13 protein-coding genes are annotated in these 15,048 nt (G+C 71.8%); all 13 read left to right on the top strand.

Annotated elements, in window-relative coordinates:
- The 13 genes from M1P99_RS13210 (at nucleotide 1) to M1P99_RS13150 (ending at nucleotide 14,735) form a co-directional block, all read left to right on the top strand.
- Nucleotides 1–1,716, top strand: a complete 1,716-nt coding sequence (locus M1P99_RS13210) for an acyl-CoA dehydrogenase family protein (protein ID WP_304452954.1) — start codon at nucleotides 1–3, stop codon at nucleotides 1,714–1,716.
- Nucleotides 1,713–3,443 (top strand): acyl-CoA dehydrogenase, encoded by a 1,731-nt coding sequence (locus M1P99_RS13205; protein WP_304452953.1) that lies wholly within the window; start codon nucleotides 1,713–1,715, stop codon nucleotides 3,441–3,443. The genes M1P99_RS13210 and M1P99_RS13205 overlap by 4 nt, the downstream gene beginning before the upstream one ends.
- A 34-nt stretch (nucleotides 3,444–3,477) precedes the next feature.
- Nucleotides 3,478–3,768: an acyl carrier protein gene (locus M1P99_RS13200; protein ID WP_304452952.1), complete on the top strand. Its 291-nt coding sequence runs from the start codon at nucleotides 3,478–3,480 to the stop codon at nucleotides 3,766–3,768.
- Nucleotides 3,765–4,700, top strand: coding sequence for a 3-oxoacyl-[acyl-carrier-protein] synthase III C-terminal domain-containing protein (locus tag M1P99_RS13195; RefSeq protein ID WP_304452951.1), 936 nt, complete (start codon nucleotides 3,765–3,767; stop codon nucleotides 4,698–4,700). Before M1P99_RS13200 ends, M1P99_RS13195 begins: the two co-directional genes overlap by 4 nt.
- A gap of 18 nt (nucleotides 4,701–4,718) precedes the next feature.
- The gene (locus tag M1P99_RS13190) at nucleotides 4,719–6,095 is read left to right on the top strand and encodes an ATP-grasp domain-containing protein (RefSeq protein ID WP_304452950.1); all 1,377 of its coding nucleotides are present in this window, start codon (nucleotides 4,719–4,721) and stop codon (nucleotides 6,093–6,095) included.
- Complete coding sequence (locus M1P99_RS13185; protein WP_304452949.1) at nucleotides 6,092–7,384, top strand: type III PLP-dependent enzyme; 1,293 nt, start codon at nucleotides 6,092–6,094, stop codon at nucleotides 7,382–7,384. The genes M1P99_RS13190 and M1P99_RS13185 overlap by 4 nt, the downstream gene beginning before the upstream one ends.
- Before the next feature lie 3 nt (nucleotides 7,385–7,387).
- A complete protein-coding gene (locus M1P99_RS13180; RefSeq protein WP_304452948.1) occupies nucleotides 7,388–7,666 on the top strand; it encodes an acyl carrier protein in 279 nt (92 codons plus the stop codon).
- Between the two features lie 3 nt (nucleotides 7,667–7,669).
- Nucleotides 7,670–8,578, top strand: a complete 909-nt coding sequence (locus M1P99_RS13175) for a hypothetical protein (RefSeq protein ID WP_304452947.1) — start codon at nucleotides 7,670–7,672, stop codon at nucleotides 8,576–8,578.
- A complete protein-coding gene (locus tag M1P99_RS13170) occupies nucleotides 8,575–9,237 on the top strand; it encodes an acyl-CoA dehydrogenase family protein (protein ID WP_304452946.1) in 663 nt (220 codons plus the stop codon). The genes M1P99_RS13175 and M1P99_RS13170 overlap by 4 nt, the downstream gene beginning before the upstream one ends.
- The gene (locus M1P99_RS13165) at nucleotides 9,234–10,397 is read left to right on the top strand and encodes an acyl-CoA dehydrogenase family protein (protein ID WP_304452945.1); all 1,164 of its coding nucleotides are present in this window, start codon (nucleotides 9,234–9,236) and stop codon (nucleotides 10,395–10,397) included. The genes M1P99_RS13170 and M1P99_RS13165 overlap by 4 nt, the downstream gene beginning before the upstream one ends.
- On the top strand, nucleotides 10,394–11,722 hold the full coding sequence (locus tag M1P99_RS13160) for an MATE family efflux transporter (protein ID WP_304452944.1): 1,329 nt from the start codon (nucleotides 10,394–10,396) through the stop codon (nucleotides 11,720–11,722). The genes M1P99_RS13165 and M1P99_RS13160 overlap by 4 nt, the downstream gene beginning before the upstream one ends.
- A gap of 30 nt (nucleotides 11,723–11,752) precedes the next feature.
- Entirely contained in the window at nucleotides 11,753–13,150 is a 1,398-nt protein-coding gene (locus M1P99_RS13155; protein WP_304452943.1) for a condensation domain-containing protein, read from the top strand.
- Between the two features lie 136 nt (nucleotides 13,151–13,286).
- Nucleotides 13,287–14,735: an NAD(P)/FAD-dependent oxidoreductase gene (locus M1P99_RS13150; protein WP_304452942.1), complete on the top strand. Its 1,449-nt coding sequence runs from the start codon at nucleotides 13,287–13,289 to the stop codon at nucleotides 14,733–14,735.
- Nucleotides 14,736–15,048 lie beyond the last annotated feature (313 nt).

Genomic DNA, 15,048 nt, shown 5'->3' with positions numbered 1-15,048 from the left:
GTGACGGTGCCCCGCCTGACCCCCTCGGCACTGACCGCACACCTGGAGCACTCCGAGCCCTTCACCGAACCCGTCCTGGCGCGCTTGGACGAGGCCGAGGAGTTCCCGCTCGCGGCCTGCCGAGAACTCGACCGGATCGGGGTCCCCCGCTACTACGTACCCCAGGCCCTGGGCGGATGGCTGGGGGACTACACCGATCTGATCCGTGTGATCCGCGCCGTCTCCCGCAGGGACCTGACGGTGGCGATCGCCCACGTCAAGACCTTTCTGGGCGGGGCGACGAGCTGGGTCGCCGCCGAGGAGGCCCCCGGGGGCCGCGTCGAGGAGTCGGCCCGGCGCCTGGCCGACCGGATCGCCGGGGGCGCCGTGGTCTCCTGGGCCCTCACCGAACCGGACCGCGGCAGTGACCTGCGCTCCGGTCGGACGGTCGCCGAGCGCACACCCTCGGGCTACCGCCTCACCGGACGCAAGTGGCCGGTCAACAACGCCACGCGCAGCGACCTGGTGAGCGTCCTGGCCCGCACCGGGACCGGGAGCGGAACCCGGGACTTCACGCTTGTCCTGGTCGACAAGGGCACCCTCGCCGGGGGCTACGAGCACCTCCCCAAGGCGCGCACCGTCGGCATCCGGGGCGCGGATATCAGCGGGATCGCCTTCGACGGCGCCGTCGTCGCGGAGGAGAGCACCGTCGGCGAACCCGGGACCGGGTTCGAGCTGGTCCTCAAGGCGTTCCAGCTCACCCGTACCATCTGCGCGGGTCTGTCCCTGGGAGCCGCCGACCACGCTCTCGACGTGACCTGGGACTTCGTACGGCGGCGGCACCTGTACGGCAAGGCCCTGCGAGGCTTTCCGCACGTACGCGCCAGGTTCGGTGAGCTGTTCGCCGCACGCCACACCGTCGAGGCGCTGTCGATGGCGGCGGGCCGGGCGGTGCACGCCCTGCCGGAGGAGATGAGCCTCTACTCCGCGGTGGTCAAGGCGCTGGTGCCGGAGATCGTCGACGACGTCGTCATCGGATGCGGGGAGCTGCTCGGATCCCGTGCCTTCCTGCGGGAGGAGCTGCGGTCGGGAAGCTTCCAGAAGCTGGAACGGGACCACCGGATCGTCGGCATCTTCGATGGCAACCGCTACGTCAACCGCCAGTCGCTGATCCGGCAGTTCCCCCGGTTGGGCATGTGCTGGCGCAACGGTGCACTCCAGGAGCGGGGGCTGCGCGCCGCAGTCGATCCGCACGCTCCCCTGCCCCGGAGCGGTCGGCTCCGGATGATCTCGCGCACCGGCTGCAGTCTGCTGCAGGCCCTGCCGCACGCGGTGGACGAACTGCGCGCCACGGGGGTCGCGCCGGCCACGCTCCGGTCAGCGCAGCGTGTCCTGGACCTGTGCGACCGGATGCACGCGCGCTTCGCCGACGACGACACGCGGGCCGCGCGGATCGGTGCGCACCTGTTCGACACGGCCAGGTCCTACGAGCTCTGTGTCGCGGCCTCGGCGGTCGTCCACGCGTTCCTGAACCGCGTCGGCCGAGGGGGGACGGACACCGAGTTCGACGAGCTGTGCCTGCGGGCGTCCCTGGCCTTCGTCCTCTCCAGGCTGGACGGCCGCCTCGACGAGGAGGCCCGGGCGGTGTACGGCGCCGTCGCCGACGCGCTGGAGGTCCACCTCGGCCAGGCGGCCGGGTTGCCGAGTCTCATGGAGGAAGAGGAGCTCCGCCGATGAACACACCCGTATCGGCCGACCGGGTCGACACCCTGGAGCGCCTGCTCGGGGACCCGGAGGACGCCGGGAACCCCCTGGGATACGGTCCCATCCTGGAAGCCGACGAGGACGACCGGATGTTCGCCGCCGGGGAACGGGCCCTGGACGGCTTCGGGCTCAACGCCGAGTTCGTTCCGCCCGAGTACGGTGGCAGGCTGCGCGGCCTGGACGCGTTCGTCAACATCATGCGGGTCGTCTACCGGCGCGACCCCTCACTGGGACTCGGATACGGGTTCAGCTCGTTCATCGCCGGCGTCAACGTCTGGTCGGCCGGTGACGGGGACCAGTGCCGCACGGCGGCCGATCTGCTCCTGAGCGGACGCCGGATCGCGGCCGCCTACCACGAGCTGGCCCACGGCAACGACTTCGCCGGCACCGACTGCGCCGCGATGAGAGACGCCTCCGGACGCCTCCTCCTGTCCGGCCGCAAGGAGGTGGTGTGCAACATCCACCGGTCGAGGGCTCTGGTGGTGCTGGCACGCACCGCCGAGGGCCGCGGCAGCCGCAACCATTCGCAGCTCCTGATCGACAAGGCCGCGCTTCCACCCGACACGCTCGTCGACCTGCGGCGGTGGCCGAGTGTGGGCATGCGTGGCGTGCAGTTGGGCGGAATGGAGTTCCGGGACTGCCCGGTCCCCGACTCCGCCGTATTGGGCAACGAGGGCCAGGGCACCGAGACGGCGCTGCGTTCCTTCCAGCTCACCCGGATCGCCCTGCCCGGGATGCTGTGCGGCGTCCTGGACTCGGGACTGCGTCTGGCCCAGCGGCTCGCCGTGGAGCGCGAACTCTACGGCGAACCCGTCTCGGCGCTGCCGACCGTTCGGGCGCAGTTGGCCGACGCCTTCGTGGACCTGTTGATCAGCGACTGCTGCACGACCGTGGCCGCGCGTGGTGTGCACCTGCTGACCGAGCAGTCGAGTGTCCACGCCTCGGCGGCGAAGTACCAGGTATCGGGGCACCTGATCGGTGCGATGGACAGCCTGGCCGCCGTGCTCGGTGCGAACTTCTACCTGCGCGAGGGCCGCTACGGCGCCTTCCAGAAGCTGCTGCGGGACCTCAAACTGGCGGGGTTCGGCCACGCCGCCCGTGTCGCCTGCCTCGTCACGATGCTGCCGCAGTTGCCCGTGCTCGCCCGCCGCGGCTGGATGGACGGCCCCGAGGCGCCTTCCGAGGTGTTCCGCCCGGACGTCGAACTGGGCTCACTGCCCTTCCAGCGGTTGAGCCTGTTCGGCCGAGGGCGCGACAGCCTCCTGACGGCCCTCGCCACGGGAGCCGGACGTCTGGCGGGCGACGGCACGGCCGAGGGCGCGGAGGCGGCCCACCTTCGCACGCTCGTCGGGCAGTTGCGCGACGAGTCCGAGGCCCTGCGCCGGGAGTGCGCGCTGCTGCGCCCGTCGGACATCGGAGTGGACGCCCCGCCGGAGGTCCTCCAGCTGCCGGCGCGGTACGCGGCTCTGCTGGCGGCGTCGGCCTGCCTCAACGTCTGGCTCGGGGCGAGGGACCACGGGGACCCGGCCCTCCAGGACCCCGCCTGGCTGATCGCCGCGCTCCACCGCCTGGCCAGGGGCCTGGGGCACGCCGGTACCGAGGGCCTGGGCCCGGTGCGCGAGCGCCTGTACTCACACCTGGCCGAGCGGTACGAGGCCGCCGAATCCTTCGACCTGTCACGACGCCGGTTGCCGTCCTGACCCGGTCCCACAGCGTTCACCAAGGAGAGAACCGATGCCCGAAGACAACAACGACGCCCCCGGCAGCGATCTGGAGCGGTGGCTGACCCAGCAGGTGGCCACCTATCTGAACCGCAGGCCCGAGGAGATCGATCAGCACACGTTGTTCGCCGATCACGGCCTGGACTCCGTCTACGCCCTGACCTTCTGCGCCGACATCGAGGACTTTCTGGGAATCACCGTCTCGGACACGGTTCTCTGGGACTACACGACGATCCGTGAGCTGGCCGACCACCTGGCCGAACTCGTCGCCGAAGCCGGACGGCAGGGGGTCAGCACGCCGTGACCGCGCTCGAAGCGGTGTCCGCGTACCTGCCGCCCGACGCGGTGCCGATCGACGACATCGGCGCGAGGATCGGACAGACCCCGCGCCAGTTGCGCCTCTACAAGAGGTTCCACGGCCTCTCGGAGGTCCGGTACGGCCCGGAGCAGTCGCTCGCCGACCTCATGGTCTCGGCCGCGAGCGGGCTGACCGACCTGTCCGGGCGGGAGCACCGGGTGCGCTACCTCGTCCACGCGCGGACCCTGCAGACGGTGGCCCCCTACCCGGCCAACCCCCTGCACGAGGCACGTCGAAGGCTCGGTCTGGAACACGCCTCGGCGTTCACCCTCACCGAGCACGCCTGCGCGAGCGGGCTGCTCGCGGTCGACCTCATCGGTCGGCTGCTGCGGGCCGACGGCGACCCCGACGCCCTCGGCCTGCTGATCACTGGGGAGAAGGCCTTCACCCCGCTGGTCCAGCACATCCCGGACACCACGTACATGGGGGAGGGCGGGGCCGCGGTCCTCCTCCGGGCCGGGGACGGCGGCGGTGACACCCTGCGCAGCTATGTCTCCCGGACCCGCGGCGAGTTCGCGGCCGGCCTGTGGATGGACCCGGAATCCTCCAGCCGCTTCCAGGAGGTCTATGAGACGACCCTGGCCGAGGTGATCGCGCAGGCGCTCGAAGAGGCCGGGACCGGGCTGGAGGAGTTGCGTCTCATCCTGCCGCACAACGTCAACAGGCATTCGTGGAGACGGCTGTGCAAAAGGATGGGCTACCCGGCCGAACAGGCCTTTCTCGACAATGTCTCCTGGGTCGGGCACTGCTTCTGCGCGGACCCTTTCATCAACTATCGTTCGGCCGTGGACAGTGGGTTCCTCCGTTCGGGTGACTACTACCTGATGGCCGCGGTCGGCCTGGGAGCAACGTTCTCGGCCATGGTTTTCCAGCACTGAGGGGCACGATTCTTCGCCATGTCCACATTCGCGAAAAGACTGAAATCCGCAGTTGCGGACGGCCCCGAATCCGTCCTCGTCTTCCTCGGCAACATCGAGGTGGAGGAACAGTGGGCGCGGGGCGAGGCCGGCCTGCCGACCCTCTCGTCGCAAGGCGCCAGGGCGCTCACCCACCGCATGGACGAGTTCGCCCTGCTGCTCGGTGAGCCGACCGACCACGTCCTGCTCAAGACCGCCCCGGACCCCGATTTCCACTCCTACCTGGTCGACTACGGGCTCGCCCGGGCCCAGGTGCACGCGGTGGGGGCACAACAGACCGGAAGGACCGTGACCAAGGACGTTCTGGAGGACCCGGACACCCTCGCCCTCCTGAAGGAGCTCGGCCGGGAGGGGGCCTACCTCGCGCCCCACGGCGTGTCCGACCTGGAACAGGAGGTGGCGGAGCGCTGCGGGCTCCGCCTCGCCACGAGCCCGGCCGACCTGTGCAAGCGGGTCAACAGCAAGCTCTTCAGCCGCAGGCTCGCCGACCGCCTGCGCATCCGCCAGCCCGAGGGGATGGTCTGCGAGACCCCGGAGGAGCTGGCCGAGGCCGTGGAGTACGCCGAGGGCCTCCTGGCGCAGGGCCGCACGGTCGTCGCCAAGGACGCTTTCGGCGTGTCCGGCAAGGGCGTGATGGTGGTGGAGGAGCAGCGTCGGCTCGCGTGGCTGAGGCGCACCGTGGAGCGGGCCCACAGCCGCAGCGGCAAGCTGGGCCTGATCCTCGAGGAGTGGATCTCCAAGGACAGGGACCTGAACTACCAGGTCATCGTCGCGAAGGACGGGTCGGTCGCGTTCGACTTCGTCAAAGAGGCCATCACCGAGAACGGGGTCCACAAGGGCCACCGCATTCCGGCCGGGCTCACCCCCGGCCACGAGGCCGAGATCCGCGACGCGGGCCTGGCGATCGGCCGTGCCCTGGCCGACGAGGGATACCGCGGGGTCGTCGGTATCGACGCGCTCCTCGGAACGGACGGCAGGGCCTACCCGCTCACCGAGATCAACGCCCGCTACAACATGTCCACCTACCAGGCCGCGTTGCAAGAGGTCCTCATGCGGGACCACAGCTGCGCCGAGGCCCGGCAGTATCCCCTGCGCCTCAACGCTCCGCTGCCGTTCGCGGTCCTGCGCAGGGAACTGGACCACCTGATGGTCGCCTCGCCGGGCGACCCGGGGATCGTCATCAACAACTTCGCCACGGTCAACGCCGTCGGAGGACCGTCGAAGGGCCGTGAGCACTTCGACGGACGGCTGTACGCCTTCCTGGTCGGACCGGACCCCGAGTCGGTCTCGGCACTGGACCACCGGCTCGGCCGCATCCTCGCCGACATCGAGAAAGGAGAGGTGAGCCGCGCGTGAGCGAACAGCACCGAATCCAGGGAATCGCCGTCACCGAACTCGCCGAGCGGTTCGGGACCCCCCTCTACGTGTACGACGGGGAGGAACTGGAGCGGACCTACCAGCGGATCCGTGGGCCACTGCACCCCGCGGTCGAGATCCTCTACTCCCTCAAGGCCAACCCCAACCTGTCGGTCTGCTCGCTCCTCGGAGGGCTGGGCGCGGGGGCCGAGGTGTCCTCGGCCGCCGAGCTCGCCGTGGCGCGCGAGGCGGGGATCGCCCCCTCGGACACGATCTTCCTCGGTCCGGGCAAGAGCGAGGAGGAGATCTCCGCGGCCCTGGCCGACGGAGTCCACTCGTTGATCTGCGAGTCCTACGGCGAGCTCGACCTCATCGACAGGATCGCCGAGGGCATGGGGACCACCGCACAGGTGGCGTTGAGGGTCAACCCCGAGGAGGCGGCCCGGGGGGCCGGACTCAGGATGGGCGGGAAGCCCCGCCAGTTCGGGATCGACGAAGGCCTCCTCATGTCCGACCCCGGCCTCGCCGACCGATACCGCTCCATCCGGCTGATGGGGGTGCACGCCTATCTCGGCACCCGGATCCTGGACGCGAAGGCGGTGGTCGAGAACACCGAACAGATTCTCGACATGGCCAGGCGCCTGTCGGAAAGGCTGCGCTTCCCGCTGGACCTGGTCGACTTCGGCGGCGGAATCGGCGTCTCCTATTTCCCGGGCGAGAGCGACCCGGATATCGAGGCACTGGCGCAAGGCGTCGGTTCGGCGGTCGGGAGATTCCGCGAACACCACCCGCAATCGCGCGTGTTCATGGAACTCGGCCGGTTCCTCACCGCCACCGCGGGTCTTTACGTGACGCGTGTCCGCTACGTCAAGGAGTCCATGGGCCAGCGGTTCGCGGTCGCCGACGGCGGGACCAACCACCACATGGCCGCCGTGGGCATCGGCTCCTTCGCCAAGAGGAACTTCCCGATGAGTGTCCTGAACCGCGCCCAGGAGCCGGCGGACCAGAAGTGGAACGTGACCGGCCCGCTGTGCACCCCCAACGACACCCTCGGCAAGAACGTCGAGCTGCCCCGGGTGGAGGCCGGCGACCTGATCGGTGTGCACCGTTCCGGGGCCTACGGCCCCACCGCGTCGCCCACCCGGTTCCTCAGCCACGGCTACCCGGCGGAGGTCCTGATCCACCAGGGGACGCCGCTGCTCGTGCACGAACGGGAGAGCGTCGCCGACATCCTGTCCCGCCAACCCGTGCACGAAGTCCTGACGATGAAGAGAGAAGACGGAGCCTGAACCATGGAACGAACCGACACCGAGGCCGCGCAGGCCACAGAAGAGACCGTCAAGCGGATCACCGGGGTGCTCGCCGGCTTCGTCACGGACGAGGGGGTCGAGATCGTGCGCTCGACACGGCTGTTCGACGACCTCGGACTCGACTCGACCAACGTCCTGGAGATGCTGGTCGAACTCGAAACGGAGATGGACATCGAGTTCGACACGGACTCGCTGGAGTTCGGCCACTTCGAGACGGTGGAGAGCCTGGCGGCCTTCGTCACCGGGATGATGAAGGCCTAGCCCGTGACCGTCACCCAACAGTCCCCCGGAGATGTCCGCATCCTTCCGGAACCGATCCGCACGACCGCGAGGATACTGAGGAGTTTCCACCACGACCTGTCGACGTCGCCCGATGCGGAGGTCTCCGAGGCGCCACGGCTCCAGAGCGACGTCGACGAGTACCTGGGTGACATGCTGGCCGCCTACGGGCACGCCTACCAGGGGCTGCGGAGCAGGGAGCCCTCACAGACCGCCTACAACCGGCTGGCACGCCACCTCCTGGACGAGGCGCACTCCAGCGTGGGGCGCATCGACCGCGTCGTCCTCGCCTACGCCTTGCCCGACAGCCAGCAGGGGTACTCGGTGTGCGCCTCGATGGTCCACTCCTCACCCGGGCTCGCCACCGCTTTCGCGGTGTCCGACCAAGGGGTGACATCGCCGTTCACCGCCCTGCGCGTCGCGGGCGGGACCCTGCGCGGCGACTCCGGGGAACGGGCGCTGGTGATCGCCCTCGACCAGGGGGCGATCCCCTGGGAGCCCCCGCCGGAGACCCCTGTTCCCGGCCGCGACCTCGGCGCCGCACTGCTCCTGGGCGGAGAGGACCCGTCGCGCGGGGGCGGCCTGCTGCACTGGCAGGCCACGCCGGTCGACGCGACCGGTGCCGCACGGGCGGTCGAGGAGGTCCTCGCCGACGTGCGGTCCCGGACCCCCGGCCCGTGCACGCTCGTCCTGGGATGCCGTGTCCCCGGGCCCACCGCCCCGGGACCGGAGGTCACCGTTCTGCGCGCCCCGTCCGACCTGGTCTGCACCGCGGTGTGGAGCCGGGCCCACGGTGCGGGGATCGCACACGACGGCGACCCGGTCGTGGTCGTCGAGTACGACCCGGTACTCGGATACTTCTGTGCGGTCGCGACCGGTCTGGAGGGACAGTGACGATACGGAGCCGGACCCGCGCCGCGCGCACCGTGCCGGAACGGCCGTGGTCGGCGTCGGCCAGGGAAGGACGCCCCGACGAGGCGTGGAAGGACCTGCCCGAAGGACTGTCCGGAGCGCCGGTCCTCGGGCCCTCGGGGCACGGCCTGAGCTGTGAGCCGCCGACCGGCGCGGCGGCGCCCGCCACGGCCGTCGTCGGCGTGCTCGCGGCGGCGGGCTGCTCGTGGACCCTGCTGGCGCGACTCGACCATCCCGAACGCGCCGCGGCCCCGCCTCAGGGATGGCTGGTCGGCGTCGCCGCGATCCGCCTGGGGCTGTCGTTGTGGCTGCGGGACCAGGCGGTGGCCCGGCTGCGCGGACGCAAGGTCGGCGGAACGGCACTCGTCTACCAGCAGCTCGTGCGGGACGACCTGGCGCGGGCCGCCACGGAGCAGGCCATGGCGGAGAGTCTGCTCACGGGCCCGACAGAGCACTCGGACGCCCTCGCGACGGTCCGGGCCAGCCGCCACATCACCGCCGCCGACCGGCGCGTCCTGAGACTGTTCGGGGCCTCCGGCTTCCTCAGCGACGGCCCGGGACAGGTGGCTTATCTGTCGGAACTGATGGCGGACGCCTATCTGGAACCGGTGCCCGCCGACACGAAGGGGGACACGCGGTGATCGAGTTGGACGACCGCCTGCGGGCACTGCGGCTGGCCGCTCGTGAGTGGGGCGAGGAGCTGAGGGAACTCGGCGCGGACCTGGACCGTGATCCGCAGGACACGGGCCGTTTCGCCGACGCGGAGGCGGTCCGCTACATCGCCCGGATGATGATCCCCCCCGAGTTCCAGGACACGGCGCTGCGGGCGTCGGGCCACTCCTTCCACGGCGACCGGGCACTGGAACGCGTGATCGCGGTGGAGGAGTTCGGCCGGGGCGACGCCGGGGCCTTCCTGGCCGCTCCCGGCCCCTCGCTGTCGGGAGGCATCGTCGCCCTCCTCGGTGACCGGGCACAGAAGAAGTGGTTCTTCGAGCACTGCGCCGACGACGCCGACGGGCCGGTGTGGACCTTCTTCGGCCTCACCGAACCCGACCACGGTTCGGACGCCTCGGCGATGCGGACGGCGCTGGTCCCGGCGGCCGGAGGCGACGGTTCGGTCCTCACGGGGGAGAAGCGCTACGTCGGCAACGCGGCACGCGCCCGGCTGGGCACGGTGTTCGCGCGGACCGGCCCCGGCCCTCTGGGCATCTCCGCGGTGATGGTGGAGACGGGCACCGCCGGGTTCCACGCCTCGCCGCTGCCGACCATCGGTCTGCGCGGGGCACAGATCTGCGCGGTGCGCCTCGACGGGGTCGCGATCCCCGAAAGCCGTGTCCTGGGGCGCCACCTTCCCGCCTCCTCCCGCGGCATGCACGCGGGCACCCGGATGTTCAACCAGTTCCGTCCCGGCGTGGCCGCGCTCGCGCTCGGTATCGCCCAGGCCGCCTACGACTACCTGGAACAGCACCGCGCCGAACTGGTTCGGGGCGGCGGGGCGGCGCTGGCGGACCTGGCGGACCGGTTGTCGGATACGCGCCAACTGGTGTGGCGGGCCGCGATGAGCGTCGATCACGACCCCGCCCAGGGCGCTCTGGCGTCGGCTGCCAAGGCCCGGGCCACGGACCTCGCCGAACACGTCACCCTCCGGGCCCTGGAACTCCTCGGCCCGGGAGCCCGATTCGCCCACCCCCGCCCGGAGAAGTGGGCCAGAGACGCCAGAGGAGTGGAGTTCATGGAAGGGACGAACCACATGCAGCGGCTCAACGTCGCCCAGGGAGTAGTCACCGGACGGATCGCATGAACCAGGAGTGGAGAGGCGTCCTGCGCTACGCGGCGCCGATGATCCTCGCGGAGGGCATCGGTACGGCGGTCCCCGTCGTGGTGATCGCGCTCATCGGGTGGATGGGTGACGACGCGCTCTATGTGCGCTCGCTCTTCATGCCCGTCGTCTTCGCGTTCATCGCGGTCCAGCTCAGCATCGCGGTGACCACCCAGGTCGCCGTGGCCCTGAGCGCGGGGAGGCGGTACAGCTCGGCGGTGTCCTCGGCCTGGTGGCTCGCGCGGGTCGGCTTCGCGGCGACGGCCGTGGTGAGCGCGGTCTTCGTGTTCGGGGCACCGCTGCTGGCCGACCTCCTGTCCGTGCGGCCGGACGTGCGCGAGCAGTTCGAATGGTTCGTGCGGTGGGTGGCCCTGGCCCAGATCACGGGGATCGGCCCGGTGGTGTGCGCCGCGCTGCTGCGCGGAGCCGAGCGGCCCCGGTCGGCCGCGGCACTGCTCCTGTCGGCCGGCGGACTGGAAGTGGCCGGAGTCGCGGCGCTGGGCCTGCCGGGCGCGGTCGGCTGGGGGCTGTGGTCCGTTCCGGTCGCGATCGCCTCGTCCGGTCTGATCGCCACCGTGGCGGGCTGCTGGCTGATCCGGCGCGTGGGCCTGTGGAGCCGGGACCGTCCGATCGGCGGCGGCAGTGAGTCCACACTCCTGAAGCAGGTCGGGGTTCCCGTGGGCGCCGCCTACGGCGTCATCTTCGCCAGCAACTTCGCGCTCACATGGGTGGTCAGTGTCTTCGGCACCGCCACCATCGCGGGCTTCGCGGTGGCCTACACACTGCAGACCATGATCATCGTGCCGGGCATGGCCATCGGGTCCGCGACCGCGATCGTGGTGAACCAGTGCCGAGGCCGGGAGGAGTTCGACCGCCTCCGGAAGGTGGCCCAGGCGGGTCTGGCCATCACCGGGGTGCTGTACGCGCTGATCGCCGCGGTCTGCTGGTCGGGGCGGGAATGGATCGCACTCGCGATCGCCCGGGATCCCGGCGCGGCGTCCGAGGCGGCGGCCTTCCTGGCCCTGGTCGCGCCCACCTATCTGTTCCTCGGAGTGGTACTGGCCTCGCTCTCGGTACTCGAACAGACCGGGGCCGGTGGACTCGCCGTGATCCTGAACGCGACCTACTTCGGGCTCATCTGCGTGATCGGCGGCTACCTCGCCCGCGGCGCGGGGGACGTGACGCCCCTGTACCAGACGATGGCGGCCTTCAACCTTCTCGGCGGGGTGGTCGTGGCCGCCGCTCTGTGGCACGTCCGGCGACTCCAGCGGCCGGGAGCCGCAGTCGCGTCCCCCCAGCAGTCGTGAACCCCGCCGGCCCAAGGAAAGGACGACGCCATGGCAAGACTGCGCACGGAGAGGATCGCCGTCCGGGGCTGCCTCTCGGGCCGCGGGCCCGCGACGCTCGGTCAACGCAGCATCTGGACCGACATCGAGTACATGATGCCCGACACCTCGTTCTACAACTCGGTCGTGCCGGTGGAGATCGCTCCGGGCGTCGACATGGAACGGCTGTTCACGGGGTTGCGCACCCTGGTCGAGCGCCACGGCGCCCTGCGGAGCCTCTTCTCCGTGGGAGCGGACGGAGAGCTCGTCCAGGAGGCGACAGCCGAGGGGGAGCTCGTCGTCGAGCTGTGCGAGGCCGTGAGCAGTCAGGACGACGACCTGTACGGTCTGGCCACGGACCTGGAGGCCCGGGTCAAGGGGTACCGCTTCGACCACGGGGCGGAGTGGCCGGTCAGGGTCGGCATCGGCGCGTTGGACGGCGCCCCTCTGGTGGTCCTGCTGTCGGTCTCCCATATCGCGACCGACTTTCCCGGCCTGCGCCTCCTCGCCTCCGAGCTGCACGCGATCGTGCACGGTGAAGGTGTGGGGCCGCCGCCCGTCCAACCGCTCGACTTCGCCGGATGGGAGCGCTCCCCCCAGGGGCGGCGCGTCCAGGAGCGGGGCCTGCGGCACTGGCGGCGCACGCTGGAGTCGATGCCGCCGAGGCTGCTGTCCGAAACCGACGGTGCCGCCGAGCAGCCGCGCTATCCGAAGGTCTGGCTCCGTTCGAAGGCCGTGCAACTGGCTGCGACGGCTCTGGGCACCCGCTGCCGGGTGGGCAGCTCGGCCGTGCTCCTGGCCACGGCCGCGCTGCTGCTCGGCCGGGCCGCCGGGGAGCCGAGTGTGACGATGGTGCTCATCGCCGGAAACCGGGGGCGCCCCGAGCTGCGCGGCTACGTGGGAAACCTGGCCCAGGACGTCCCCGCCGACGTCGACCTCACCGGCAAGGACTTCGCCGCCGTGGCCCGTAGCGCCTGGTCCTCCTCCGTGACCGCCTACCGCAACGCGCGCTGCGACAGGGCGCAGACCACACGACTGCGCGAAACCGTGGCCAGGGAACGGGGTACCGACCTGGACCTGGCCTACTACTTCAACGACCTGCGCCCCGTGGGCCGCCAGGCGCCGACGGGCGGCGTTCCGACGGCCGAGCAGGTCAGGGCCGCGCTGCCGAGCACGAGTACCGGGGTCGGGGCCGGGGCCGAGCGTGACAACCTGATGCTCTTCCTCAACATCGCCGATGCGGGTGAGCAGGGGATCGAGTTGAGCCTGAGGGCCGACTCCCGGCGGCTCGGATCATCCGCGATGAGGGATTTCCTCCTGCGCTTCGAGGGCCTGCTGCTCGCGGCGGTCGAGCACGGGGAGGGCAGCGGATGCGAGCAGCTCCTGGAACTGGCGGACGCGCCGGTGTGATCGACCCGCTCCCGGGCCGGGCGGGTGCCTTCCGATCGCGGCACGGCCCGGCCCCGTGTCCCGGCCGCCGTACCGGACACCGCCCACGCGCGCGTGAGAGGCTGGGAATCCGACCGGCGACAGCGGAGGAACCCCCATGGCAGGCGTCGACGCGGTGGTGGTCGGCAGCGGACCCAACGGGCTCGCCGCGGCGGTCACCCTCGCCCGCGCCGGGCTGGCCGTGGAGCTCCACGAACGGCACGACGCGGTCGGCGGGGGCCTGCGCACGGAGCCGCTGTTCGACTCCGACGTCGTCCACGACCTCTGCGCGGCCGTCCACCCGATGGCCGCGTCGTCCCGCTTCTTCCGCGAGTTCGACCTCGCCGCCCGGGGGGTGGAACTCCTGCGGCCCGCCGCCTCCTACGCCCACCCGCTTCCCGGCGGCGGCGCGGCCGTGGCGTGGTCGGACCTGGAGGACACCTGTGCCGGACTGGGCGCGGACGCGGACCGGTGGCGCCGCCTCATGGGCCCGCTCGTGGCGCACAGCCGCGGTGTGGTCGACCTGGTCATGTCCGGTCAGCGCTCGCTCCCCTCCGACCCGGCAGCGGCGCTCCTGCTGGCCCGGCGCGTCCTGGCGCACGGGTTCGGCCGCGGCCCCTTCACCACCGAGGCGGCCAGGGCCCTGTTCGCCGGTGTCGCCGCGCACGTGGTCGGCCCCCTGCCCTCGCTCCCCGGCGCCGCCGTGGCCGCCCTGCTGGGGCACCTCGCGCACACGGGCACCGGATGGCCGCTGCCACGGGGCGGGAGTGCCACCGTCGCCGACGCCCTGGCCGCCGACTTCACCGCGCACGGCGGCGTCATCCGCACCGGCCACGACGTCGGGGACCTGCGCGACCTCCCGCGCGCCCGCTCGGTGCTGCTGGACGTGGCGCCCCAGGGCCTCCTGCGTCTGGCGCGCGGCCGGCTACCGGCCGGCTACCGGCGGGCGCTGGAGCGCTATCGATACGCGCCCGGTGCGGCCAAGGCGGACTTCCTCGTCGGCGGGCCCATCCCCTGGGCCGCCCCGGAGGTGGGCACGGCGGGCACCGTCCACCTGGGCGGCACCGCCGCGGAGATCGCCGCCGCCGAGACCGCGACGGCCCGCGGCCGACGCGTGGCGGAACCGTTCGTGCTGCTGGTGGACCCGGCCGTGGCCGACCCCGGCCGCGCCCGGAACGGCCGTCGCCCGGTGTGGGCCTACGCCCACGTGCCCAACGGCGACACCCGCGACCCCGTGGACCTGGTCCGCCGCCGCATCGAGGCCTTCGCCCCCGGCTTCTCCGACACCGTCATCGCCGCGCGGGGCGTCTCCGCCGCGCGGATGGAGGAGTACAACCCCAACTACGTGGGCGGCGACATCTCCGCCGGGGCCATGTCCCTGCGCCAGGCGGTCCTGCGCCCCGCGCCCCGGTGGGACGCCCACCGCACGCCGCTGCCGGGGGTCTACCTGTGCTCGGCCTCCACACCGCCCGGCCCCGGGGTGCACGGAATGGCGGGCTACCTGGCGGCCCTGTCCGCGCTGCGCCGCGACCACGGCGTGCGGACCCCGCCGAGCCTGGCTCCGTGACGCCGCCCGCCGCCCACCCGTCCCGGACACGACCGTGGCCCCGGCCATACGTCCGGCCGGGGCCACGGTGGGAAGGGAGGCGTCCGGTTCCACCGGAGGGCTCCCGAGACGGCTCCGCGCACCCTCCGCCGAAGGGCCCGGGGGGCCGTGTCCTCGCAGGTCAGTCCCAGTCCAGGCCGCCGCCGGTCTGGTACTCGATCACGCGGGTCTCGAAAGGGTAGACCGGTTCTCCCGATCAGCGACAACGCTTCCGTCGCAGGTCAGACACAGTGACTGCCGTGGGCCTTCGGGGCCTCGCGTGGTCTGACGGGGT

Source organism: Nocardiopsis sp. YSL2, from assembly GCF_030555055.1.
In the GTDB taxonomy this organism is placed as follows: Bacteria; Actinomycetota; Actinomycetes; order Streptosporangiales; family Streptosporangiaceae; genus Nocardiopsis.
Note: the sequence above shows the minus strand (reverse complement) of the source record. Positions and strands in the feature narration are given on the sequence as shown.

What these genes read in the sequence shown, in the direction of transcription:
- M1P99_RS13205 (WP_304452953.1), top strand. Translation starts at nt 1,713, where the DNA reads ATGAACACACCCGTATCGGCCGACCGGGTCGACACCCTGGAGCGCCTG.
- M1P99_RS13200 (WP_304452952.1), top strand. Translation starts at nt 3,478, where the DNA reads ATGCCCGAAGACAACAACGACGCCCCCGGCAGCGATCTGGAGCGGTGG.
- M1P99_RS13190 (WP_304452950.1), top strand. Translation starts at nt 4,719, where the DNA reads ATGTCCACATTCGCGAAAAGACTGAAATCCGCAGTTGCGGACGGCCCC.
- M1P99_RS13180 (WP_304452948.1), top strand. Translation starts at nt 7,388, where the DNA reads ATGGAACGAACCGACACCGAGGCCGCGCAGGCCACAGAAGAGACCGTC.
- M1P99_RS13160 (WP_304452944.1), top strand. Translation starts at nt 10,394, where the DNA reads ATGAACCAGGAGTGGAGAGGCGTCCTGCGCTACGCGGCGCCGATGATC.
- M1P99_RS13155 (WP_304452943.1), top strand. Translation starts at nt 11,753, where the DNA reads ATGGCAAGACTGCGCACGGAGAGGATCGCCGTCCGGGGCTGCCTCTCG.
- M1P99_RS13150 (WP_304452942.1), top strand. Translation starts at nt 13,287, where the DNA reads ATGGCAGGCGTCGACGCGGTGGTGGTCGGCAGCGGACCCAACGGGCTC.